General features: G+C 60.2%; 24 protein-coding genes and 1 pseudogene. 18 read left to right on the top strand and 7 right to left on the bottom strand.

Features of this window, described 5'->3' with window-relative positions; all coding sequences use genetic code 11:
* Nucleotides 1-12: 12 nt before the first annotated feature.
* Nucleotides 13-1179: an AI-2E family transporter gene (locus GGI60_RS10465; protein WP_183915398.1), complete on the bottom strand. Its 1167-nt coding sequence runs from the start codon at nt 1177-1179 to the stop codon at nt 13-15.
* Between the two features lie 216 nt (nt 1180-1395).
* Here GGI60_RS10465 and GGI60_RS10460 point away from each other — a divergent pair, with 216 nt between their 5' ends.
* Nucleotides 1396-1779 carry a hypothetical protein gene (locus GGI60_RS10460; protein WP_183915396.1) on the top strand — a complete coding sequence of 128 codons (384 nt, stop codon included), beginning with the start codon at nt 1396-1398 and terminating at the stop codon, nt 1777-1779.
* Nucleotides 1780-1786: 7 nt separating this feature from the next.
* On the opposite strand, the gene GGI60_RS10455 is transcribed toward GGI60_RS10460, so the two are convergent.
* A complete protein-coding gene (locus GGI60_RS10455; protein ID WP_183915394.1) occupies nt 1787-2740 on the bottom strand; it encodes a VOC family protein in 954 nt (317 codons plus the stop codon).
* Nucleotides 2741-2956: 216 nt separating this feature from the next.
* Between GGI60_RS10455 and GGI60_RS10450 the strand changes: the two genes are divergently transcribed.
* The 4 genes from GGI60_RS10450 (at nt 2957) to GGI60_RS10435 (ending at nt 5732) form a co-directional block, all read left to right on the top strand.
* On the top strand, nt 2957-3376 hold the full coding sequence (locus GGI60_RS10450) for a universal stress protein (RefSeq protein ID WP_183915392.1): 420 nt from the start codon (nt 2957-2959) through the stop codon (nt 3374-3376).
* A 156-nt stretch (nt 3377-3532) separates the two neighbouring features.
* On the top strand, nt 3533-4201 hold the full coding sequence (gene trhA, locus GGI60_RS10445) for a PAQR family membrane homeostasis protein TrhA (protein ID WP_183915389.1): 669 nt from the start codon (nt 3533-3535) through the stop codon (nt 4199-4201).
* 112 nt (nt 4202-4313) lie between these two features.
* Complete coding sequence (locus tag GGI60_RS10440) at nt 4314-4850, top strand: GNAT family N-acetyltransferase (protein ID WP_183915387.1); 537 nt, start codon at nt 4314-4316, stop codon at nt 4848-4850.
* A 183-nt stretch (nt 4851-5033) separates the two neighbouring features.
* On the top strand, nt 5034-5732 hold the full coding sequence (locus tag GGI60_RS10435; protein ID WP_183915385.1) for a pentapeptide repeat-containing protein: 699 nt from the start codon (nt 5034-5036) through the stop codon (nt 5730-5732).
* A 50-nt stretch (nt 5733-5782) separates the two neighbouring features.
* On the opposite strand, the gene GGI60_RS10430 is transcribed toward GGI60_RS10435, so the two are convergent.
* Nucleotides 5783-6055, bottom strand: a complete 273-nt coding sequence (locus GGI60_RS10430) for an usg protein (RefSeq protein ID WP_183915384.1) — start codon at nt 6053-6055, stop codon at nt 5783-5785.
* Nucleotides 6056-6334: 279 nt separating this feature from the next.
* On the opposite strand from GGI60_RS10430, the gene groES reads away from it, so the two are divergent.
* The 5 genes from groES (at nt 6335) to GGI60_RS10405 (ending at nt 12249) form a co-directional block, all read left to right on the top strand.
* Complete coding sequence (groES, locus tag GGI60_RS10425) at nt 6335-6649, top strand: co-chaperone GroES (protein WP_064706626.1); 315 nt, start codon at nt 6335-6337, stop codon at nt 6647-6649.
* A 52-nt stretch (nt 6650-6701) separates the two neighbouring features.
* Nucleotides 6702-8330, top strand: a complete 1629-nt coding sequence (gene groL, locus GGI60_RS10420; protein WP_183915382.1) for a chaperonin GroEL — start codon at nt 6702-6704, stop codon at nt 8328-8330.
* Between the two features lie 94 nt (nt 8331-8424).
* Nucleotides 8425-8844 (top strand): hypothetical protein, encoded by a 420-nt coding sequence (locus GGI60_RS10415; RefSeq protein ID WP_183934459.1) that lies wholly within the window; start codon nt 8425-8427, stop codon nt 8842-8844.
* Between the two features lie 84 nt (nt 8845-8928).
* Nucleotides 8929-10023 carry a glycosyltransferase family 4 protein gene (locus GGI60_RS10410; protein WP_183915380.1) on the top strand — a complete coding sequence of 365 codons (1095 nt, stop codon included), beginning with the start codon at nt 8929-8931 and terminating at the stop codon, nt 10021-10023.
* A 15-nt stretch (nt 10024-10038) separates the two neighbouring features.
* Complete coding sequence (locus GGI60_RS10405; protein ID WP_183915378.1) at nt 10039-12249, top strand: amylo-alpha-1,6-glucosidase; 2211 nt, start codon at nt 10039-10041, stop codon at nt 12247-12249.
* 38 nt (nt 12250-12287) lie between these two features.
* Here the strand turns inward: GGI60_RS10405 and GGI60_RS10400 are convergent, their stop codons facing one another.
* Nucleotides 12288-12509 carry a hypothetical protein gene (locus GGI60_RS10400; RefSeq protein ID WP_183915376.1) on the bottom strand — a complete coding sequence of 74 codons (222 nt, stop codon included), beginning with the start codon at nt 12507-12509 and terminating at the stop codon, nt 12288-12290.
* A gap of 215 nt (nt 12510-12724) precedes the next feature.
* Here GGI60_RS10400 and GGI60_RS10395 point away from each other — a divergent pair, with 215 nt between their 5' ends.
* The 8 genes from GGI60_RS10395 (at nt 12725) to GGI60_RS10360 (ending at nt 19556) form a co-directional block, all read left to right on the top strand.
* The gene (locus tag GGI60_RS10395) at nt 12725-13198 is read left to right on the top strand and encodes an Hsp20 family protein (protein WP_183915492.1); all 474 of its coding nucleotides are present in this window, start codon (nt 12725-12727) and stop codon (nt 13196-13198) included.
* 90 nt (nt 13199-13288) lie between these two features.
* On the top strand, nt 13289-13798 hold the full coding sequence (locus GGI60_RS10390; protein WP_183915374.1) for an Hsp20/alpha crystallin family protein: 510 nt from the start codon (nt 13289-13291) through the stop codon (nt 13796-13798).
* 70 nt (nt 13799-13868) lie between these two features.
* A complete protein-coding gene (locus GGI60_RS10385; protein ID WP_183915372.1) occupies nt 13869-14615 on the top strand; it encodes an NADH dehydrogenase ubiquinone Fe-S protein 4 in 747 nt (248 codons plus the stop codon).
* A 112-nt stretch (nt 14616-14727) separates the two neighbouring features.
* Nucleotides 14728-14913 (top strand): hypothetical protein, encoded by a 186-nt coding sequence (locus tag GGI60_RS10380; RefSeq protein WP_246720354.1) that lies wholly within the window; start codon nt 14728-14730, stop codon nt 14911-14913.
* A 31-nt stretch (nt 14914-14944) separates the two neighbouring features.
* Entirely contained in the window at nt 14945-15310 is a 366-nt protein-coding gene (locus tag GGI60_RS10375; RefSeq protein WP_183915488.1) for an SPW repeat protein, read from the top strand.
* An 87-nt stretch (nt 15311-15397) separates the two neighbouring features.
* A complete protein-coding gene (locus GGI60_RS10370; protein WP_183915370.1) occupies nt 15398-16783 on the top strand; it encodes a DegQ family serine endoprotease in 1386 nt (461 codons plus the stop codon).
* Nucleotides 16784-16797: 14 nt separating this feature from the next.
* Nucleotides 16798-18633 (top strand): ATP-dependent zinc metalloprotease FtsH, encoded by a 1836-nt coding sequence (ftsH, locus tag GGI60_RS10365; RefSeq protein ID WP_183915368.1) that lies wholly within the window; start codon nt 16798-16800, stop codon nt 18631-18633.
* A gap of 695 nt (nt 18634-19328) precedes the next feature.
* On the top strand, nt 19329-19556 hold the full coding sequence (locus GGI60_RS10360; protein WP_246720353.1) for an SPW repeat protein: 228 nt from the start codon (nt 19329-19331) through the stop codon (nt 19554-19556).
* 53 nt (nt 19557-19609) lie between these two features.
* On the opposite strand, the gene GGI60_RS10355 is transcribed toward GGI60_RS10360, so the two are convergent.
* From GGI60_RS10355 to msrB, 3 genes and pseudogenes are all read right to left on the bottom strand, one after another.
* A complete protein-coding gene (locus GGI60_RS10355) occupies nt 19610-19909 on the bottom strand; it encodes a DUF982 domain-containing protein (protein WP_183915486.1) in 300 nt (99 codons plus the stop codon).
* A 403-nt stretch (nt 19910-20312) separates the two neighbouring features.
* Nucleotides 20313-20845, bottom strand: a pseudogene (locus tag GGI60_RS10350) (GNAT family N-acetyltransferase).
* 53 nt (nt 20846-20898) lie between these two features.
* A complete protein-coding gene (gene msrB / locus GGI60_RS10345) occupies nt 20899-21312 on the bottom strand; it encodes a peptide-methionine (R)-S-oxide reductase MsrB (RefSeq protein WP_183915366.1) in 414 nt (137 codons plus the stop codon).
* Between the last annotated feature and the right edge of the window lies 1 nt (nt 21313).

The raw sequence follows: 21313 nt of genomic DNA, 5'->3' as shown, positions 1-21313 counted from the left end.
CTCCTCGCTTGATCACTTCGGCAATTGCGGCTGCGATCTTTCCTCGATCAGCAATTCCTCGATAATAGTCATGACGATCAGCGACAGCGGCAAAGCCAGCATTGCACCGACGGCGCCCCACATCCAGGTCCAGAACAGGATGGCGATGAAGACGACAAAGGGGTTGATTTCCAGTCGCCGTCCCATCACCGCCGGAAAGATCAGGTTTTCCATGACGAGGTGCACGGTGAAAAAGGCGGCGGCCGGCATCAGGCCGACGATGAAGCCGTCATAGGTGATGATGCCGGCGATGGCGACGGAAAGCGTCATCAGCGTGATGCCAAGATAGGGAATGAAGCTCGACAGGAAGGCGAAGAAGCCCCACAGCACCGGTGCCGACAATCCGCTCGCATAGGCGATGACCGTCATGACGACGCCGAGCCCGACATAGATCAGCGAGGCTGTGGCGAAATAGAAGCCGAGCACCTGCTCGACGGCATTGATGACGCGGATCGCCGCCAGCCGCTGCGTGCGGGTGCGGAAGGTCATGATGATCGTCTTGCGCAGATTGACCCGGCTGGCGAGGAACAGCAGCAGCGCGGCGAAGAAGATCAGCCCCTGCACCAGCGCCGGCGTCAGGCTTGTGGTCACCAAATGCAGCACATTGCCGGTGTTCTCGAGCAGCGCGCCGATCGACATCGGCCCGCTTTCGAATGTCGCCGGCGTGATGTGCAACCATTCGATGCGCTCCAGGTAGGGCATAATGCGGCTGATCGTCCGCTCGACGAAGGCCGGCGCTTCATTGGCAAGTGTCGCCAGCGGACCCGCAAGCGAGTTGGCCAGCAGTGCGATGACAAGGGCAACGCCGCTCGACAAAAGAAAAGCGTTGGCGAGTCGGGGCACGCCCATTTTGCCGAGATTTTCCGCGGCCAGGCCGAGGATCATGCCGACGACGACGGCAAGGGTGATGGGGATGAGGATCAACGACATCATGTAGACGGCGGCAAGGCCGAGTATGACGAAGATGCCGATGATCGCCCAAGCCATGCTGATATCAAGCCCGTCCTTTTCAAGCCGATGCACCGGCGGGGGAGGCAATTCCTCCGCCGTCTCGCGCAATGACTGCGCCCAGGCGCTGGTGCGGCGTTCGCCGATGGCGATCTTCCTTGCTTGTTTGCGGATGCCGTTGGCGATGCCCATGCGGTGAGGTCCCCGAAGCCCCATTGCTTCGCCACGAAAACGCACTGATGCGGTTCCGGTTCCGCTTGGGTCATGCGACGTCGAAAGATGTCCCTCGGCTTGCCGCAGTGGCGATCAGCAGGAGATCTCCGCCTTCATAGGCGACCGCTTGGATTTGATCCGGCCGCCGGAACAACCTCGCAGTCGCGGACGTTCGATCTCTGAAGGAGATAGCTCATGACTGCAGATCGCGATCAGACGAAGGTCACCGAGAGCTTTTCGACCAATCCCCCTTATGCGGACGAAACGAAGCTCAAAGCCGCCGATCGCAGGCGATGGTGGGGTTGGACCGCCCTTTTGGCGGGTGCGGCGGTCCTCATCATTGCCGGCGTAAGCGTGGCAATTTGGCCCGATCCCACCAATAACGATCCGACGGCGACAGCATCGACGAAGCCGGATCCGATCAATGCGCAGCCGTCCGGCCCCGGCACCTTCAACGATGACCCGGCCTCCGGCCCTTCACGGCCGCCCGAAGCGACGGACCGTGACCCGACGCCGAGCGGAAGCGGTGGCGGACCGACCGGGGTGACGACGCCATCCGGAACCGAAAAGGTTCAATAGATGGAGTTCAGGCCGACAGCGTCAGGCCGATGCCCCAGGGATCCCTGAGGAAGACGCCGCCGTCTCGCTTCTCGCTGTCGATCTCCAGCGCATCGAGCTTCGAGACCGCCGCATCGAGGGTCGCCTTGTCGTTGAAACGGATTTTGTAATCCGAAAGCCCGGTCATATTGACGGCGCGCGGGGCCGCACCCCGGCTGTTCCAGATATTGGCGGCGAGATGGTGATGATAGCCGCCGGTGGCAAAGAAGCTTGCGCCGGGATAACGGGCCATCAGCTTGAGGCCGAGCACGTCGCGGTAGAAGCTGTCGGCCTGCGGGATATCGCCGACCTGCAGATGCAGATGGCCGATCGCCGTACCCTCAGCCATGCCGTCCCAGCGATCCTCGGGCGCGCTGTCGTAAAGCGCCTGCAGGTCGAGGCGCAGCGTCGCCATCTCCACCATGCCGTCCTGATGAAATTTCCATCCTTCGTGCGGCCGGTCGGCATAGATTTCGATGCCGTTGCCTTCCGGGTCTGAAAGATAGATCGCCTCGCTGACGAGATGGTCGGAAGCACCGTCGAGAACGACGTTGTTATGCGCCGCATGGCGCAGCCAGCGCGCCAGTTCGGTGCGGTCGGGCATCAGGAAGGCGGTGTGAAACAGCCCGGCGGCGTTGCGCGGCGCGATTGCGGCATTCCCAGCGGTCGTCAGCGTCAGCAGCGGCAGAGCGCCGACCCCGAGAACTTCGCCGCTTGGGCTCTTTTCGATAACCTTGAGGCCGAGCATCGCCTGATAGAAGCCGGACACGAGAGCAAGGTCGCTGACGACGAGATGCGATTGGTCGATATAGGCAGGCCGCGTCAGCGCATAGGATGTTTCGGTCGTCATGGATAATTCTCCTGCCTCAGAAATCGAAGGCGCACCGGCGGTGGCGGCAACCATGCCGCCCGTGGCAAGCCCGAGAAAGTGTCGCCGGTTCATGCGCCTGATATCCTCTCGGCTGCCGTACTTGATCCCTATATGGCCCATCGCCATTGTTCACAGAAGCCTCGTTTTTGAGGATGAAGCGTTGAGCAAGCGTTGACAATCGCTTGCGCTGATTTGCTTTCGCTGACGTGTCCCGCCGACTTGATCAAGGTCAATGCGTCCATATCTTCTTAAGAAGAAGCTTATGCATCTCAGTCATGGAGGGAAGCCATGTACAGGAAGATCATCGTGGCGATCGCGCTCGGCGGTCCCGACAGGGGAGAAGATATCCTCCGCAAGGCCGCATCGCTGCTCGACGAGGGTGGCGAGATCGTCGCGCTTAACGTCGTCGAGGATGTGCCGACCTATGTCGCGATCGAACTGCCGGCCGATATGCTCGAGGACGCCATGAAGGACGGCCGCGACAGGCTGCAGGCGCTGGTCACCGCAACCGGAGTCGCGGCAACGGTCGAAATCCGCAATGGCCCGCCGGCCAAGGCCATCATTGCGGCCGCCGAAAGCCATCGCGCCGACCTCATCATCCTCGCCTCGCATGTGCCGGATTTTTCCAACTACTTCATCGGCGCCACGGCCGACCGCGTCGTGCGCCATGCCAAGTGCTCGGTGCTGGTCGAACGGCACAAGATCTAAGCGCGCGCTTTCCCATTTCTCCGCTCGCCGCGCTTAAAGAACAGCAGGTGCCGAGTGACCTGTTACGAAGATTTACCGCGCCCGCGATGTGCCGCTGTTGCGCCGCCATCCGTTCGGTGCGACCATCGAGGCCGGGGACGAAATGGATTGGCGCGCATGGCTGAGTTCAACGGCATTCGCTGGGCTTACGACAGGTATGAACTGATCGCCGATGGCATCGTCCACGGCGTCGGCCTCGTGCTGGCGCTGATCGGCGCCACGGTGCTGATCTTCTACGCCACGGTCTGGAGTTCCTACGGCGCGCTCGCCGCCGCCTGGATCTATGGCGTCGGACTGGTGCTGACGCTTGCCATTTCCTTTTCCTACAATATCTGGCCGGTCTCGCGCACCAAATGGTTCCTGCGCCGCTTCGATCATTCGGCGATCTTCGTCCTGATCGCCGCCACCTATACGCCCTTCCTCCAACGCGGCGCCGACGATCCGCTGCTCTTGTTCATGCTGGTGGCGATCTGGCTGTTCGCCGCCGTCGGCATCGTCCTGAAATGCGTCTTTCCCGGCCGTTACGACCGTCTCGCCATCCTGCTTTACCTCGCCATGGGTTGGAGCGGCGTGCTGGTGGCCGGGCCTGTCGCCGCGCGCATCCCGTCCGCCTCGATGCTGCTGATCGTCATCGGCGGCGTCCTCTATTCGCTCGGCGTCATCTTTCATGTCTGGGAGAAGCTGCGCTTCCAGAACGCCATCTGGCACGGTTTCGTCGTCATCGCCGCCGCCGTGCACTATTCGGCCGTCTTCACCTGTTTCAGCCTGCCGGCGCAGGGTTTCTGAGCAGCTGCCTGGGCGCAGCTATCCCGCAAGCGGCGTCTCCGCCATCTGCCGTTTACATCTTTTGCACCGCAGCGTATGCCACCCCTGACAGCCAATCGAACCGGGACCAACAATGACAGACGCCGTCCTCCTTCGCGACGCCACCGAAGCCGATCTTCCCGCCATCCGCGAGATCTACAATCACGCCGTCGAGCACACGACGGCGATTTGGAACGAGACACTCGTGGATCTCGAAAACCGGCAGGAATGGTTGAGCGCGCGCCAGGCGCGCGGCTTTCCCGTCATCGTCGCCGAGATGTCGGGCAAGGTCGCAGGCTACGCCTCCTATGGCGACTGGCGCGCCTTCGAGGGCTACCGCCATACGGTCGAACATTCCGTCTATGTCGACAAGGATTGCCGCGGCGCCGGTATCGGCGAGGCCTTGATGCGGGCGCTGATCGCGCGTGCCGCTGCCGCCGATATCCACGTGATGATCGCCGGCATCGAGGCTGAGAACGCCGCCTCGATCCGCCTGCACGAGAAGCTCGGATTCCGCATCGCCGGCAGATTTTCCGAGGTCGGCACGAAGTTCGGCCGCTGGCTGGATCTCACCTGCATGGAGCTTCGCCTGCCCGGCAAGGCGGATTTGACCGGCTTGCCCGGCGACTGATCGGCTTGGCTGGGCAGAGTCTGGCTGCCTGCCTGGGCACGGATGAGCGCTTCGGACGGAGTGAAACGGCAAATCATTGCCAGCGCGTTCGCCATCTTTTTATTGTATTCTGAGCTGTGTAGAAATGAGAGGCCGCCTGCTTCGCGAGAGGCGGCGTGAAGCGTCATGGAGATCAACAGTTCAATGGTAATGCATACGCCGCTCGGCCTCCTTGCCTTGCTTCTTCTCGCCTCCGCTCCGATCTCCACGCGTGCCGCCGATTGCGGCAGCACGGCCTCACCGAAACTCGACTGGCAGGAATGCTCGAAGAAGAACCTGATGCTGCAGGGCAGTGATCTCGAAGGCGCCAATCTCTTCAGCACCGATTTCTCGCTGACCGATCTCAGCGGCGGAAATTTCAAATCCGCCAATCTGGAGAAGGCGACTTTGGTGCGCGCCTCGCTCGAGGGTTCACATGCCGAAGGGGCCAACTTCGCCAAGGTCGAAGCCTATCGCGCCAGCTTCGCCAATATTGCCGCCGAAGGCGCTTCCTTTGCCGGCGCCGAGCTGCAGCGCGCCAATTTCGCCGGCGCCCGGCTCTCTGGTGCGAGCTTCGAAAAGGCCGAACTCGGCCGCGCAGATTTCGACAAGGCGGTGCTGACGGGGGTGAAATTCTCTTTCGCCAATCTCTCCCGCGCCGATCTCTCCAACGCCACTATCGAAGGTCCGGCAATGTTCGACCGCGCCTTCATGTTCCTGACCCGCATCGAAGGTCTGGACCTCTCGGCTGCCGCCGGACTCGAACAGGCGCAGATCGAGCTCGCCTGTGGCGATACCTCGACCAAGCTGCCGCCCGGCCTCTCGGCGCCGGCAACCTGGCCATGCCCTGCCGAACACGAGTGAGCGCTCCGGATCGCAGGCTCATGTCGGCTGCGCTGGATGCCGGCATCGAACTAGTGGAGTTTGAACTCGCCCATGACCCGGCGCCATTCGTTAGGTCCGATCAGCCGCTGGTGGGTGTAGCGAACAGAGTGTAGCGGCCCGTCGAGGGTGGACCGCCAGAAATCGAGAAACTTATGCATCTCCGGAAAATCCGGGGCGAGGTCGTAATCCTGCCAGATATAGGTTTGCAGCACGGATTCAAAATCGGGAATGCGATAGAGGATATGCGCGGTGGTCAGCCCGTAGCCGTCCAGCTGACGTTCCAGATCTGATGAAAATGGCATGCTTCATCTCCGTTTCATGACGCTCGAAAAGTGGCGCAAAATTTTGCGGCCATCAACGGATTCTCAACGCGACTGCCCTGTTTATTGTTCCTTTCCAGTATGTTAGCAGCCACTTCGAACGAGTGCTGATTTTTTTATGACGCCCTCTTGAAATGGAAAAACCGCAAAACCAGATCATTGCGCGCAGAACGCTCAATCGGGGTTTTGCACCCGCCCGGACTGGTCATCCGGTCCGGCCAGGGGAACAATATCGTTATTGTTTGTCCATTGGAGGAAAACATGTCGTTCCGACCGCTTCATGATCGCATTCTCGTCCGCAGGGTCGATTCCGAGGAAAAGACCAAAGGCGGCATCATCATCCCCGACACTGCCAAGGAAAAACCACAGGAAGGCGAGGTCATCGCCGTCGGCCCCGGCGCGCGCAACGATGCCGGCCAGATCCAGGCGCTCGACGTGAAGGTCGGCGATCGAATCCTGTTCGGCAAATGGTCCGGCACGGAGATCAAGATCAACGGCGAGGACCTGCTGATCATGAAGGAAAGCGATGTCATGGGCATCATCGAAGCCCAGGCCGCCGAAAAGATCGCCGCCTGAGGCGAATTCCGCGCACTAGTCAAAAAAAGCTGCCTATTGAAGGAGTGACAGAATGGCTGCGAAAGAAGTCAAATTTCATAGCGATGCCCGTGAACGCATGCTGCGTGGGGTCGATGTGCTAGCCAACGCGGTGAAAGTAACGCTCGGCCCGAAGGGCCGCAACGTCGTGATCGACAAGTCCTTCGGCGCGCCGCGCATCACCAAGGACGGCGTTTCCGTCGCCAAGGAAATCGAACTCGAAGACAAGTTCGAAAACATGGGCGCCCAGATGCTGCGTGAAGTTGCATCCAAGACGAATGATCTCGCCGGCGACGGCACCACGACGGCGACCGTTCTAGCCCAGGCAATCGTCAAGGAAGGCGCCAAGGCGGTTGCCTCTGGCATGAACCCCATGGACCTGAAGCGCGGCATTGATCTTGCCGTCGAAGCCGTCGTCGGGGAACTGAAGGCCAACGCCCGTAAGATTTCCAACAATTCCGAAATTGCGCAAGTCGGTACCATTTCAGCCAACGGCGATTCCGAGATCGGCCGCTACCTGGCCGAAGCGATGGAAAAGGTCGGCAACGAAGGCGTCATCACGGTCGAAGAGGCCAAGACAGCGGAAACCGAACTCGAAGTCGTCGAAGGCATGCAGTTCGACCGCGGCTATTTGAGCCCCTATTTCGTCACCAACCAGGACAAGATGCGGGTCGAGCTCGAGGATCCCTATATCCTGATCCATGAGAAGAAGCTGTCGAATCTGCAATCAATGCTGCCGGTTCTCGAAGCCGTCGTCCAGTCCGGCAAGCCGCTCCTCATCATTGCTGAAGACGTCGAAGGCGAAGCGCTCGCAACGCTCGTCGTCAACAAGCTGCGCGGCGGCCTGAAGATCGCTGCCGTCAAGGCGCCGGGCTTCGGCGACCGCCGCAAGGCCATGCTGGAAGATATCGCCATCCTGACCGGCGGCACCGTCATCTCCGAAGATCTCGGCATCAAGCTCGAGAATGTGTCGCTGAATATGCTCGGCCGCGCCAAGAAGGTGGCAATCGAAAAGGAAAACACCACCATCATCGACGGTGCCGGTTCGAAGGCGGAACTCGACGGTCGCACCGCTCAGATCCGCGCCCAGATCGAAGAGACCACCTCGGACTACGATCGCGAGAAGCTGCAGGAACGGCTTGCCAAGCTCGCCGGCGGCGTTGCCGTCATCCGCGTCGGGGGCTCGACGGAAGTCGAAGTGAAGGAAAAGAAGGATCGCGTCGACGATGCGCTGCACGCAACCCGCGCCGCGGTCGAGGAAGGCATTCTGCCCGGCGGCGGCGTGGCGCTGCTGCGTGCTGTCAAGGCGCTCGACGCTATCAAGACTGCCAATGCCGACCAGCGCGTCGGTGTCGACATCGTTCGCCGGGCAATTGAGGCACCGGTTCGCCAGATCGCCGAAAACGCCGGCGCGGAAGGCTCGATCATCGTCGGCAAGCTGCGGGAGAAGAGCGAGTTCTCCTACGGCTGGAATGCCCAGACCGGCGAATATGGCGACCTATATGCGCAGGGCGTCATCGACCCGGCGAAGGTGGTGCGTACGGCGCTACAGGATGCCGCCTCCGTGGCCGGCCTGCTTGTCACGACGGAAGCCATGATCGCCGAGAAGACGAAGAAAGACGCCGCTCCGGCAATGCCGGCTGGTGCCGGCATGGACTTCTAAGCGGTCGCTTGGCCCGCTCTGCCATCGGGGCGGGCCGTTCTACGCACTATCGAATTAAACAAGTTCCATCGGTCGACATCAATGGAGCCAAGCTATGAGAAAGGAAAACATCAGCAATTCCATACAGCAGAATGCCGTGGCAGCCATAAGCGCGGCGCATCTGCTCCATCCGGCGAAGCATTTCGGTCACCCGCGTGACGTGCTTGCCGCCGAGATCGACAACGACGAGAAGCGGGCCATTCTCGCTTCATGGGCATCCGATATCTTCGCAGTCGAATCCGCACCAGCCCTCCGCCTTTGCCCCGGGGCGGAAAGAGCTGTATCCTATGACGAGATCCTTGAAGCGCTGAAGGCTTTGGATAATGGCGATCGACCATCCGCGAGGCAGGATACGTCCGCTTCCCCGGATCGCCATAGGGTCCGCCGTCGAAAACCGCCCGCGCGCCGGCTTCCCGGCCTTGGCTTGTGCAGCTACTGGAACGGAGGACGGCGTCGACCGCTGTTCGAAACCTGACCCTCCGTCTGGCCCGCCCTGTGCCTCTCGAGGACGCAGGGATTCTTGCCGACGGCTCTTTGCTCAACTGAGGAGGTTTTGCCGATGAAGATCGCTCAGATTGCACCGCTCGCCGAAAGCGTTCCGCCGAAGCTCTACGGGGGGACCGAGCGGATCGTTTCCTACCTTACCGAGGAACTCGTCGCTCAGGGACACGAGGTTACGCTCTTTGCCAGCGGCGATTCCGTCACCCACGCGAGATTGGTGCGATGTGCGGACGTCGCGCTGCGGCTCAGCCCGACAGTCAGGGACCATCTGCCGCATCAGGTCGTGATGCTCGAGGAGATCCGTCGGCGGGCGCATGAGTTCGACGTGCTGCATTTCCACATCGATCTGCTGCATTTCCCGCTGATCCGCGATTTCGCCGACCGCACGGTGACGACGCTGCACGGGCGACTCGACCTGCCGGATCTGAAGCCGTTCTACACGGCGTTCCCGGGAATTCCGCTGGTGTCGATCTCCAATGACCAGCGCCGCCCGATGCCGCCGGTCGACTGGCGCGGAACGGTCTATCACGGCCTGCCTAGCAACCTTCTTCCTTTCACGGAGAACCCGAAAGGCGACTATCTCGCCTTCCTTGGTCGTATCTCTCCGGAGAAGCGCCCCGACCGCGCGATCCAGATCGCGGCAAAGGTCGGAATGCCGCTGAAGATCGCTGCAAAGATCGACAATGTCGACAAGGCATATTGGGAATCCGTGATCGAGCCGATGGTGAAGAGTCATCCGCATGTGGAATTTATCGGCGAGATCGATGAGCTTGAGAAGGCTGACTTCCTTGGAAATGCAGGCGCTCTGTTGTTCCCGATCGACTGGCCGGAGCCATTCGGGCTGGTAATGATCGAGGCCATGGCCTGCGGCACGCCGGTGATCGCTTTCGGCTGTGGCTCGGTTCCCGAGGTCATTGACAATGGCATCTCCGGCATCCTCGTCGACAGTGTCACCGAGGCGGTTGAAAATGTCGAATGGGCGCTCCGGCTTGATCGCCGCAAGGTGCGGGCTGCATTCGAAAAGCGCTTCACCGCGAAACGGATGGCTTGCGACTATCTCGACATCTATCGCAACTTGCCGGGCGTTCGTATCAAAGCCACGCCGATACGCCGGTCCAACGGGCAGGCGCTCGACCTGCAGGCTGTCGCCTGACGTTAGGGAGGAGACATGTCGAACGTGTCTGCGGAGAGCAGTTCCGCCACAGCATCTCCAGGACTGACAGCGCCGGTCGCTCAGTTCTTCATTCCGGCCGCCGCTTCGCTGCAGGAGCGCCGGCCGCGTACCTTGAAGCACGGCGACTGTTTCGCCCTCTTCGATCACAACGGCGATGCCCTTTCCGGTCCCGGCAGCCCGGAAGGTTTTTTCCACCGGGATACCCGTTATCTCTCGCATCTCTATCTGACGATCAACGGACAGCGGCCGATGCTTCTGTCGTCGACTCTGCGGGATGACAACGCCACGCTGACTTGCGATCTCACCAATCCGGATCAGTTCGATGAGAAGGGAAAGCTGGTTCTCGGGCATGACCTCATACATCTGCGCAGGTCGCGCTTTCTCTGGAATGCCTGTTGTTATGAACGGCTGGCCGTGAGGAACTATGACGAGCGGCGGCAACATGTCCGAATCCAGATTGCGTTCAGCGCCGATTTCGCGGATCTTTTCGAAGTCCGCGGAACCGCAAGGGCAAGGCGAGGGCACCATCTCCCCGCCGTCGTGGAACAGGATTGGATCCTGCTTTCCTATATTGGTCTGGACGATCGCAAGCGGTCGACACGACTTTCCTTCATGCCGGAACCGGCCGAGATTCGGAGCGATCTTGTCACCTTCGATCTCCATCTAGAGCCGCACGAGACCAAATCGCTATTCATTCAGATCGGCTGCGACGGGACCTCCGCCGACCGACTGAGCCGACTTTCCTTCTTCCTGGCATTGCGGGATGCGCGCCGTGCGTTGCGCGCCTCTACCTCGCGCGCGGCGTCGATTACAACCTCCAACGAGATCTTCAACGAAGTCGCGCGGCGCAGCGCTTCGGACCTCTACATGCTGATCACCGACAAGCCGGAAGGCCCCTATCCTTATGCCGGCATTCCCTGGTTCAGCACCGTCTTCGGCCGCGACGCCTTGATCACGGCGCTTCAGACACTTTGGCTGGATCCGGAGATCGCGCGCGGGGTTCTCGGCCACCTGGCGGCCAACCAGGCGACGAACATTGACCCTGCCTCAGACGCCGAGCCGGGCAAGATCCTGCACGAAGTGCGTTGCGGCGAAATGGCCGAACTCGGCGAGGTTCCATTCCGGCGCTACTACGGCAGCATCGACTCGACGCCGCTGTTCGTGATGCTGGCTGGCGCCTATCTCCAGCGAACCGGTGATCTCGCGACCATCGACCGTCTCCTGCCGAATCTCGAAGCGGCACTGACATGGATCGACGAACATGGAGATCGCGATGGCGACGGCTTCGTCGAATATGGGAGGCTGACGCAAGAAGGACTGATCAATCAGGCGTGGAAGGATAGCCACGATTCAGTCTTCCATGCCGACGGCACATTGGCCAGGGGGCCGATCGCAATTGCCGAAGTCCAAGCCTATGTCTATGGCGCTTGGCAAAGTGCTGCCGAAATCTTCCGGCGGACGGGCAAGCCGGAACGCGCGGTGAGCTTTCTCGCACGGGCGGAGGGGCTGCGTCGCGCCTTTGACATGAGCTTCTTCGATGAGGAACTTGCCACCTATGTGTTGGCTCTCGACGGGGATAAACGGCCGTGCCGGGTCCGATCCTCCAATGCCGGCCATGCGCTGTACACCGGTATTGCTTATCCTGAACGGGTCGCACCGGTGACCCGCACCCTGATGAGTGCCTCGTCCTTCTGTGGCTGGGGGATCCGAACTATTCCCTCCACCGAAGCCCGCTACAATCCTATGAGCTACCATAATGGCTCGATCTGGCCCCATGACAATGCATTGATAGCCAGTGGCCTCGCCCGCTACGGCTATCGCGCCGAGGCGGCGCAAATCTTCGAGGGCCTGTTTGCCGCCGCCACTTATATCGACCTGCGGCGGCTCCCCGAACTTCTCTGCGGCCTGCCACGTCAGCGCGCACGGGGACCGACCTCTTATCCGGTCGCCTGCTCGCCTCAAGCATGGGCGGCAGCAGCACCTGTGTCTCTGCTGCAATCCTGCCTGGGCCTGGATTTCGACCCGAACAACTCGCAAATCAGCTTCAACGTGCCGCGACTTCCTTCTTTCCTCGACGAGGTGACCCTGCGACGGCTGGTGATCGGTAATGGCTCCGCTGATGTCGCCATCCGCCGGTCGAGACACCAGGTCGTGGTCGATGTGATCAATCGACAGGGCGATGTCCGCGTGCTCACCACCGCCTGATGAAGCGTAGTTTAGGGAAGGCGGGTGATCCGCCTTTCCTATTCCAGTTCCTCTTCATCCGATCTCAGCAGATCAACAAGCACGGCAACCCTGCCTGTCGGCAGATGCCGGCCCTCACCCATCAAGGCCTCGTCGTTGTTGGCCCATGCAAATGCCTCGGCAAGTTCGGCCCGCGTCGCACCTGTCGCGATGACCTCGGCCACAAACATTTTGTCGGCCGGCCCCAGGACAGCGATGACATCTTCTGAAGTCATTGTCATAGCTATTGCTCCTCGCTCAAGCTTCGCCCAGATATGGTGGCGCCTTCTAAAAAATCAATTTTCTGGTTGAGGAATTCGATCCTCTTGAATTGGTAAGACACTGAATTATATAACTATTGTCGATTGCCAAATAGGGATCGACACAAAGGTCCAGGAGACGCCGGTCGCTCTTGGCGTCTCCTTGTATCCATGTTGCTTGCAAGGAGGATATGGCTATGAGGACAAACCTCGATTTCGCTCCCCTGTTTCGGTCGAGCATCGGCTTCGAGCGGATGTTGAACGCGCTGGAGGCTGCAAGCCGCGCCGACACAATCGACAATTGGCCGCCTTACGACATCGTCAAAACCGGCGAGGATGATTACCGTATTGCCATGGCAGTAGCGGGCTTCTCGCGGGAGGAGCTGGCGATCACCCAAGAGCAGAACATGCTCATCGTCGCGGGGCAGAAGGCCAACGGCGAAGATGTTCAATACCTGCATCGCGGTATTGCCGGACGGTTCCAGCGTAGGTTCGACCTCGCCGACTACATGAAGGTCGCGGATGCCCGGCTTGTCGACGGTCTGCTGACCATCGATCTCAAGCGCGAAATCCCTGAAGAGATGAAGCCACGCCAGATCGGAATCGAAACGGGTCAGGCAATGGCGAAGGCGCAGCCGAAACAGATCGAGGCCGGGAAGCATGCGGCCTGAGCTTCGCCGGCAGCAGGCGAACGTGGCGCCAGGAACAGCCTGGCGCCATACGCAGAGCTTGCCCAAGAACTACCAGAAAGGAGTAAAACCATGAGTGTCCGTGATTTGATTCCCTGGGGTCGCAACAACGGCAACCAGGTTCAGACTCTCTTTCGCGATGATGACCGCGATCCCTTCCTGTCACTCCATCGCGAAGTCAATCGGCTGTTCGACGATGTTTTCCGTGGCTTCGGCTCCGGGCTGCCGTCAATGCGAGGCGCCAGCAGCTTTGGCGCCGGCTGGCCGAGTGTCGAAATCTCCGACACCGACAAGCAAATTAAGGTGACGGCCGAAGTACCCGGTCTTGAGGAAAAGGACATCGAGGTCTTCCTCAATGACGGCGTGCTGACGCTGAAGGGTGAGAAGCGTTCGGAAACGGAAGACAAGGAGAAGCAGTTCTCCGAGCGCTACTACGGCCGCTTCGAGCGGCGCATCCCGCTCGGCACCGAGGTCAAGGAAGACCAGGTCGACGCCACCTTCAAGAACGGTGTCCTGACCGTAAGCTTGCCTAAGACCGAAAAGGCTCAGTCACAGGTCAAACGGATCGCCATAAAGAGCTAATGGGTCCACACCACCCGGCGGTCGGCCTTGAGGCGGCCGCCGGCATTCCTCGCCAACAAGGAGGGATAAAATGACCGAGTTTATTAGGGAGATGCATCATTCAGGTACGGCCGATATACGGCCCTCGAATGATAACCGGCGGAAATCTCTGAGCTTCGGGCGCTCCGTATTTCCCGAGGATGCCATTGCCCGCATCTTCAAGCCATCGCGCTCCCCAATGACATCGGGCCATGCGCGAACGACAGGTTGGCGGCTTGCTTTTGAACGCCGCAAAGCGCCGTTCATCGAGCCGCTGATGGGCTACACGGGTAGTACTGACACACTCCCCCAGGTGGAGCTGGAATTTCCGACGCTTCAATCCGCAATCCGCTACGCCGAACGCCAGGGCCTGACATACATCGTTGAGCGTCTGGCGAGCAAGGCGGCCGTTCCGTCGAAGCGGAAAACCTGTGCGCGATCGGACCGGGCGTCTCACGCCTTCTCCGACGCGACGCTTGAGCGGCTTGGCCTTACCCAGCTTCAGGAGAGTTATGAACAGGCGTTGGACGAGGCGGCGAATCGCAACGATGCTCCTCGCCCCGCGACAGGGTCGGCGCCCATGGGGGTCGTTCGGGATCCAACGCTGTCGCTTGAGGAGAAGCGTTCGCTCCTGATGAACTGGGCCTGGACCGAGTACCTGATCGATCAGCCGACCAACGAGGGTGTGCCGGACAATCGGCCGTCCCGCCTCGAAGACGTGGAGCAGGCACTGCTGGCGCTCGAACGGGACGTCCAGCGTCGAGATCCTCGGCTCACGCCTGTCAAAAACGCCGCGTGAGGTACAGCCATGGATCCCTTGATGTACTCGACGCGAGAAAATTCTGGCCGCGGCCCGCAGCCGTTCATTTAAACGAGGAGCGGAGCCAAGGCTCGATGTGTCGGGCGTAGCCGTGAGCGAACTCGCACTGAAGGAAATCGCGCAGAGCGGTTTTGCGCCGGGTGAACTCGCCCGGCTTGTGATCGAACCACAAGAGGCAAAGCCGCATCCTCCGCGCGAACCCTCAATCCAGCTTCGCGGCGGTGGCAGGCATGCCGCGGCCGCACCCGCCTCCGATCCGCCGGAGGCGGTTCACTGATGATGCCAACCAAGGAAAGGAGGAATGAATGATGCTGAAGTCTACGTCCAGCGAAAACCGGACGGCTTTCGATATCGTCAATATCGTTGCCGGTCTTGGACTCTTGATCTCGCCCTGGCTGCTCGGTTTCACGGGTGAAACCTACGCCGCCTGGAACGCCTGGATCGTCGGTGCGGCCATCGTCTTGATCGCCGCCGCGGCCCTCTACGCCTTTTATGAGGCAGAGGAGTGGCTCAATCTTGTGCTCGGCATATGGGCGGTGGTCGCACCATGGGCGCTTGGCTTTACAGCCGTCACCGCAGCCATGTGGGTGCATGTGGTGGCCGGCATAGTCGTCGCGGTACTTGCCGCCGGCAGCATCTGGTTTAGCCATAACCATCCGCTGTCGACCGCTTAACCCAACCGAAAGCGGGTCGGGGAACCCCCGGCCCGCTTCTTTGTTAAACAGCCCGTTGAATGGTGAAACCATTTCAAGGAGCAAACCATGTCAGATCTCGCCCCGAGGATCCGCGGGACTGTAACCTCAATTGCTTTTGCCCTTGGCGCCATGTTGATAACGGTCACGCCGGCCACCCCGGAGACGGCGGGATCATCGGCAGCTTCTTCCTCCCGCTTGCCGACGCTGGCTCCCATGCTTGAACAAGTCACCCCGGCCGTGGTCAATATAGCAGTCGTCTCAAAGAAAACGACTGAAGACAACCCTCTTTATAACGATCCGAGTTTCCGCCCCTTCTTCGATCTGCCGGAGCAGCAGGAGAGGGCCAGGATGAGTGCCGGCTCCGGAGTGATCGTCGACGCCTCGAAAGGATATGTACTCACCAACCATCATGTCGTCGATGGCGGGACTGAAATTTCCGTCACGCTGAAAGACGGACGCCGGTTGCCCGCAAAACTCATCGGCAGTGACAAGGATACCGACATCGCGTTGCTCCAGATCGACGCAAAAAACCTCACGGCGATCCAGATCGGAGATTCCGATGCGCTAAAGGTTGGGGACTATGTCGTCGCCATCGGCAACCCATTTGGGCTCGGCCAGACGGTGACTTCCGGCATCGTCAGCGCACTTGGACGTAGCGGTTTGAACATCGAGGGCTATGAGGATTTCATCCAGACCGACGCCTCGATCAATCCGGGCAATTCCGGCGGCGCGCTGGTGACGCTCGACGGCAAGCTGGTCGGGGTCAATACGGCGATCCTCAGCCCCGCCGGCGCCAACGTCGGTATCGGTTTTGCGGTTCCCAGCAGCATGGCCGCAACGGTGATGAACCAGCTGATCGCCCATGGCGAGGTCCAGCGCGGTAGACTCGGCATCGGCATCCAGGATCTTACGCCGGACTTGGCTGAAGCTCTCAGACTCGGCGACCTGCGAGGCGCGCTTATCGCGAATATCGAACCGGGTTCCGCGGCCGAACGCGCCGGACTGAAGACCGGAGACGTCGTGACTGCAATCGACGGGCGTCCCATCCATGGCTCGACCGACCTTAGGAACCGCATCGGGCTCACGCCCGCGGGCAGCAAGGTCGGTCTGACGGTGAAGCGTGGCGATGACGAGCAGGTGATCGCCGTCACGATCGCGGCCGAGGACAAGGTCGTGGCAGACGTCTCCGGAACGCCGCTCGAAGGCGCCAAAATGAGAGATGCATCCGAGGCTGGATCTCAGTTTGGCGGCTCCGGGGTGGTGATCGAGAGCGTGGCGTCTGGCAGCGCGGCCGCGCGCGCCGGCCTTCGAAGTGGCGATATAATCGTCGCGGTGAACAGGGTTCCGGTTGCCTCGGTCGCCGACCTACGACGGACCATTGCCAAGAAACCAGCCACCGTGGCGCTTGAATTCATCCGCGATGGCAGCCGCTTACTGTTGGTCATCCGGTGACGGGGAGCGGCGGCATGGAGATGAACAAGAAAACGCAATTCAACATCTGGTATTGGATCGCCGCCTTCTTCATCCTGATGGCGATCCAGTATTTCTTCGCAACGGCGACGCAGGTGGCGCGCATTCCCTACAGCCAGTTCGAAGCGGACCTCCGTGACGGCAAAATCGCCGAAGTTGCCGTCTCTGACAGATTTATCCAGGGGCGTTACAAGCAGCCGCAGAACGACAACGCATATTTCGTGACGACCCGTGTGGAGCCGGATCTCGCTCAGCAGCTTCAACAACACGGCGTGGTCGTAGCCGGCCAGATCGAAAGCACCTTTTTGCGTGATCTCCTGTCCTGGCTCATCCCGGTGGCTCTCTTCGCCAGCGTCTGGATGTTCATGCTGAGGCGCATGGGCGGCGGGATCGGCGGCGGCCTTATGCAGATTGGCAAGAGCAAAGCGAGGATCTACGTCCAATCCGACACCGGCGTGACCTTCAATGACGTAGCCGGCGTCGATGAGGCAAAGGAAGAACTCAAGGAAATCGTCGATTTCCTCAAGGACCCGGCAGGCTATGGCAGGCTTGGCGGTCGCATGCCGAAGGGTGTTTTGCTGGTCGGCCCACCCGGCACCGGCAAGACCCTGCTGGCGAAAGCGGTCGCCGGTGAGGCTGGCGTACCTTTCTTTTCGATCTCCGGCTCTGAATTCGTCGAAATGTTCGTGGGCGTCGGTGCCGCTCGCGTCCGCGATCTTTTCGAACAGGCGCGTGCCAAGGCGCCGGCCATCATCTTCATCGATGAACTTGATGCCCTCGGGCGTGCTCGCGGGATTGGCCCGATGGCGGGCGGACATGATGAGAAGGAGCAGACGCTGAACCAGCTTCTGGTGGAGCTCGATGGCTTCGATTCTTCTACCGGTCTCGTGCTGCTCGCGGCGACCAATCGGCCGGAAATCCTCGATCCCGCCCTCCTTCGGGCGGGGCGTTTCGATCGCCAGGTATTGGTGGACCGCCCCGACAAGGCGGGCCGTATCCAGATCCTCAAGGTGCATCTGACGAAGACGAAGCTGGAACCGGAAGTCGAAGTAGAGAAGATCGCCGCGCTGACACCGGGCTTCACGGGCGCCGATCTCGCCAATCTTGTCAACGAGGCGACGCTATTGGCCACCCGGCGCAAGGCAGATGCGGTTGCCATGGAAGATTTCAACAACGCGGTTGAGCGCATCATAGCCGGCCTCGAAAAGCGAAACCGGCTGCTCAATCCGAAAGAGCGCGAAATCGTCGCTCATCACGAGATGGGACATGCGCTCGTTGCCATGGCGCTGCCAGGCGTCGATCAAGTCCACAAGGTTTCCATCATTCCGCGCGGAATCGGCGCGCTCGGCTACACGATCCAACGCCCCACCGAGGATCGTTTTCTCATGACCCGCGAGGAGCTCGAGAATAAGATGGCGGTCCTGCTTGGCGGCCGCGCGGCGGAGTGGATCATCTATGGTCATCTTTCAACCGGCGCCGCGGACGATCTGGTCAAGGTGACCGACATCGCTCGCGCGATGGTCACTCGCTATGGCATGACCGAAAAGCTTGGCAATGTGGCGTTGGAGAAGGACCGACGCTCCTTACTCTCCACCGACCAGCCTTTCTACGGCCCACAGGAACACGAATATTCCGACGAGACCGCAGCAACGATTGACGAAGAGATCCGCAGAATTGTCGATGAGGCTTTCGATAGAACGGTCGGATTGCTTGAAGCGCGAAAGAAGACACTGGAGCGGGCGGCGCGGCTTCTTCTCGAAAAAGAGACTTTCAGCGAGACCGACTTGAAGTCGCTTCTGGTTCCGGCCGAACCTGCTGATCAGCTCGCTTGAATGACAAACGGATCTGTTTTGGTATTGTGTTTCCGTCGTGGACCTTCGACTTGCCCATCCTTGTTGATCACCACCGTTTTCAGTGAGGTAAAAATGAGCTCGGAGGTGTTTGAGCTAACGCAGGTCTAGCCTCAGAGATAAGTATAAACCATTGCAGCACTGCGGGTACGTACGCTTTTATTACGCACGACAGATCAAGCGGCCGCTCAACGCACAGGAGAATTGGATGCATGGGGTGATGGCAACAGAGCGTTGAGCGGCCTTGTCTTCAATACCAAAGAACAAGAGACAGTTTTACTTTTATTATTCGCGTCAGAGCTTTTGTCTTAAACCGCACACTTTCGAAAGCAGCCGCCTGAGCCTTGGCGCAGAGAGGAAACTATACTTCAAAAATAATATGAATTGCAAAATAACGTGTGTTGTCATAGATCTATCACAAGGCGATCCGATGTTGGTTGCCCTAGAAAACACCCCCCTTGCTATTCCCCGACACGCGGAGCGTCACTCGCGCGTCGGGGTCTCTTAGGCTCACCGGCCTGATGTGCAGGAAATAATCCTCGCGTCGGGTTTTAAGGTTTGCCCACGCCATAGTGGGTCGCCAATCGTGGAAGGCCTGGTGTGGTCAAATAAAAAGAGGCGGACCGCCCGAAACGGAGTCGGACGGGTCGCGGGGCCTGCGCGCTCCGCAAGTTGCATTGGTCATCATTCTCGGCTTCTCGGCCGTGACGGCAGCCATGTGGGCGCATGCGATTGGCGGCATTGTGGTCGCTGTCCTCGCCGAAGGCAGCACCTGCTTCAGCGCATTTGTCCAGTGTGAACAGGCTCGGGTGTCCGAGCCCGTTCTTTTTTGCCCGGCCGGGGCGACATTCAGGAGTAACACGCCCGCTCGTGATGTTAACGCGCTGCCGTCCCGCTGGGTGTAGTGTTTCTACACCGCGGGCCAATCGGCCAGCCGGGAGCTCATGCCCTGAAGGTTTCAACGGACGTGCGGTTCCTTGTTCCGCTGCGAAAGCGACGTCATCGAGGCTGCGCTTTCCGGCGCCAGCAAATCGTGTTTCTCAGCAAACGCGACGAACAGACCACGGGCGGTTTCCGCCTCGATTTCGCCGCGGAGTGCGGCGGTACAGGCCTTGAGGGCAATCGAATGGGCCGCATCTCTGAATGTCGCCGGCCATTCGGCAAGATGCCGATACGCTTCCATGACTGTTCGGACTTCTGCTGGAAATCCAAGGCCGACAAAAATTGTGACAGGCTGTTTGAACACATCGGGTTTCATCATTCGCTCCTTCCCTACCGCGATGTTGAACGAGCAATCTGTGCCAAGCGGCCTCCAAGCTGCGATCAGCGATGAGGCGGCGGCCTCTTAGGCGGTGCTCGGCTGGCGGTAGATTAATTGGTCTTTGCAGGCTTTCAATTCAATAGGAATGAAGGGAAAATTGGCGGATTTTCCAACCAGAAGCGCGCACCGAGGTCGTGCAACCCAACTGGATCTGAAGCGACATCGCGTTGATCCTTGCGCAAGGTCGTGCAATGACATCGGCTGCAAACGTCGCGGTCGAGTTGAACGATGCTCAACTGATGACGCACTTTCCTTTCTTGCCGGGCGAGCCAATTCTAGGGATCGGTGTCTCCTTGTCCCCCCGTTCGAACAGGCGCAGATCGGCCTTGTCTGCTACGCCCTACGCCTTCTCCGTAATATGGAGGTGGAATTCCACCTTGCCGTCATCGGGGCCAGCAGCTTTGAAGAATGTTTCCCGCCGCTGATGCACTCGCTCAGCGACCCGCTGCGAGCGGATGTGATCCGGCCTGACGATCGAGACGATGCGTTCCAGGTCCAGCGTATTGAGCGCGTGGTCGCGGCAGGCGCTCGCCGCCTCGGCTGCATAGCCCTTGCCCCAATAATCGCGCCGTAGATGATAGCCCGAGCTCGGGCTCCAGCCCTCGGGACGTTTCCTGCAGCGTGATGCCGCAATCGCCGAGCAATGTGCCGTTCTGCCGGTCGGTCACCGCCCAGAGGCCGAAACCGTGGCTGCTATAGCTGTCGAAGGCGAGACGCTGAAACCAGCGCGCGGTTTGTCGTAGCTTTTTATCCCCCAGGGTAATAACGCATGCATTCGGCATCGCCGAAAATGCGGTGGAGATAGGGCAGATCGGCAGGCGTGATTTCCCGCAGGATCAGCCGGTCGGCATGAAGGATGATGTCGGGCGCCATCTGCCTCTCCTGCCTGCGGGATCGCATGCTCGCCGATTTCCGGAAGCGAGCGCCTATTTCCCCGGCTCGAACACCATGGCGTGGCCGTTGATGCAATAGCGCAGGCCGGTCGGTGGCGGGCCGTCGGGGAAGACGTGGCCGAGATGGGCGTCGCAGGTGCCGCAGCGGATTTCGGTGCGCACCATGCCGTAGGTCGTGTCGCGATGCTCGGTCACCGCATCGGGCGACACGGCTTCGAAATAGCTCGGCCAGCCGCAGCCGGCATCAAATTTCGTGTCGGAGCGGAAGAGCGGCGCGTTGCAGCCGACGCAGCGGTAAAGCCCGATTTCGAAGGAATCCCAGTAGGGGCCGGTGAAGGCGCGTTCCGTGCCGTGCTGGCGGGTGATGCGGTATTGCTCCGGCGTCAGCTGCTCTTTCCATTCGGCATCGGTTTTATTGATCTTGGCGGTGGTTGCAGTTTCGGACATG

Source organism: Rhizobium lentis (assembly GCF_014200175.1).
GTDB classification, from domain to species: Bacteria; Pseudomonadota; Alphaproteobacteria; order Rhizobiales; family Rhizobiaceae; genus Rhizobium; species Rhizobium mulingense.
The sequence above is the reverse complement of the archived record's forward strand: the minus strand, read 5'-3'. Positions and strand labels throughout refer to the sequence as shown.

Excerpts from the sequence above, each read along its gene's own strand:
- GGI60_RS10415 (WP_183934459.1), top strand. The coding sequence starts at position 8,425 with ATGAGAAAGGAAAACATCAGCAATTCCATACAGCAGAATGCCGTGGCA.
- GGI60_RS10370 (WP_183915370.1), top strand. The coding sequence starts at position 15,398 with ATGTCAGATCTCGCCCCGAGGATCCGCGGGACTGTAACCTCAATTGCT.
- GGI60_RS10465 (WP_183915398.1), bottom strand. The coding sequence starts at position 1,179 with ATGGGCATCGCCAACGGCATCCGCAAACAAGCAAGGAAGATCGCCATC.
- ftsH (WP_183915368.1), top strand. The coding sequence starts at position 16,798 with ATGGAGATGAACAAGAAAACGCAATTCAACATCTGGTATTGGATCGCC.
- GGI60_RS10405 (WP_183915378.1), top strand. The coding sequence starts at position 10,039 with ATGTCGAACGTGTCTGCGGAGAGCAGTTCCGCCACAGCATCTCCAGGA.
- GGI60_RS10435 (WP_183915385.1), top strand. The coding sequence starts at position 5,034 with ATGGTAATGCATACGCCGCTCGGCCTCCTTGCCTTGCTTCTTCTCGCC.
- GGI60_RS10430 (WP_183915384.1), bottom strand. The coding sequence starts at position 6,055 with ATGCCATTTTCATCAGATCTGGAACGTCAGCTGGACGGCTACGGGCTG.
- GGI60_RS10455 (WP_183915394.1), bottom strand. The coding sequence starts at position 2,740 with ATGAACCGGCGACACTTTCTCGGGCTTGCCACGGGCGGCATGGTTGCC.
- groES (WP_064706626.1), top strand. The coding sequence starts at position 6,335 with ATGTCGTTCCGACCGCTTCATGATCGCATTCTCGTCCGCAGGGTCGAT.
- GGI60_RS10450 (WP_183915392.1), top strand. The coding sequence starts at position 2,957 with ATGTACAGGAAGATCATCGTGGCGATCGCGCTCGGCGGTCCCGACAGG.
- groL (WP_183915382.1), top strand. The coding sequence starts at position 6,702 with ATGGCTGCGAAAGAAGTCAAATTTCATAGCGATGCCCGTGAACGCATG.
- GGI60_RS10395 (WP_183915492.1), top strand. The coding sequence starts at position 12,725 with ATGAGGACAAACCTCGATTTCGCTCCCCTGTTTCGGTCGAGCATCGGC.
- GGI60_RS10385 (WP_183915372.1), top strand. The coding sequence starts at position 13,869 with ATGACCGAGTTTATTAGGGAGATGCATCATTCAGGTACGGCCGATATA.
- GGI60_RS10440 (WP_183915387.1), top strand. The coding sequence starts at position 4,314 with ATGACAGACGCCGTCCTCCTTCGCGACGCCACCGAAGCCGATCTTCCC.
- msrB (WP_183915366.1), bottom strand. The coding sequence starts at position 21,312 with ATGTCCGAAACTGCAACCACCGCCAAGATCAATAAAACCGATGCCGAA.
- GGI60_RS10390 (WP_183915374.1), top strand. The coding sequence starts at position 13,289 with ATGAGTGTCCGTGATTTGATTCCCTGGGGTCGCAACAACGGCAACCAG.
- GGI60_RS10355 (WP_183915486.1), bottom strand. The coding sequence starts at position 19,909 with ATGAAACCCGATGTGTTCAAACAGCCTGTCACAATTTTTGTCGGCCTT.
- GGI60_RS10400 (WP_183915376.1), bottom strand. The coding sequence starts at position 12,509 with ATGACAATGACTTCAGAAGATGTCATCGCTGTCCTGGGGCCGGCCGAC.
- GGI60_RS10460 (WP_183915396.1), top strand. The coding sequence starts at position 1,396 with ATGACTGCAGATCGCGATCAGACGAAGGTCACCGAGAGCTTTTCGACC.
- GGI60_RS10375 (WP_183915488.1), top strand. The coding sequence starts at position 14,945 with ATGCTGAAGTCTACGTCCAGCGAAAACCGGACGGCTTTCGATATCGTC.
- trhA (WP_183915389.1), top strand. The coding sequence starts at position 3,533 with ATGGCTGAGTTCAACGGCATTCGCTGGGCTTACGACAGGTATGAACTG.
- GGI60_RS10410 (WP_183915380.1), top strand. The coding sequence starts at position 8,929 with ATGAAGATCGCTCAGATTGCACCGCTCGCCGAAAGCGTTCCGCCGAAG.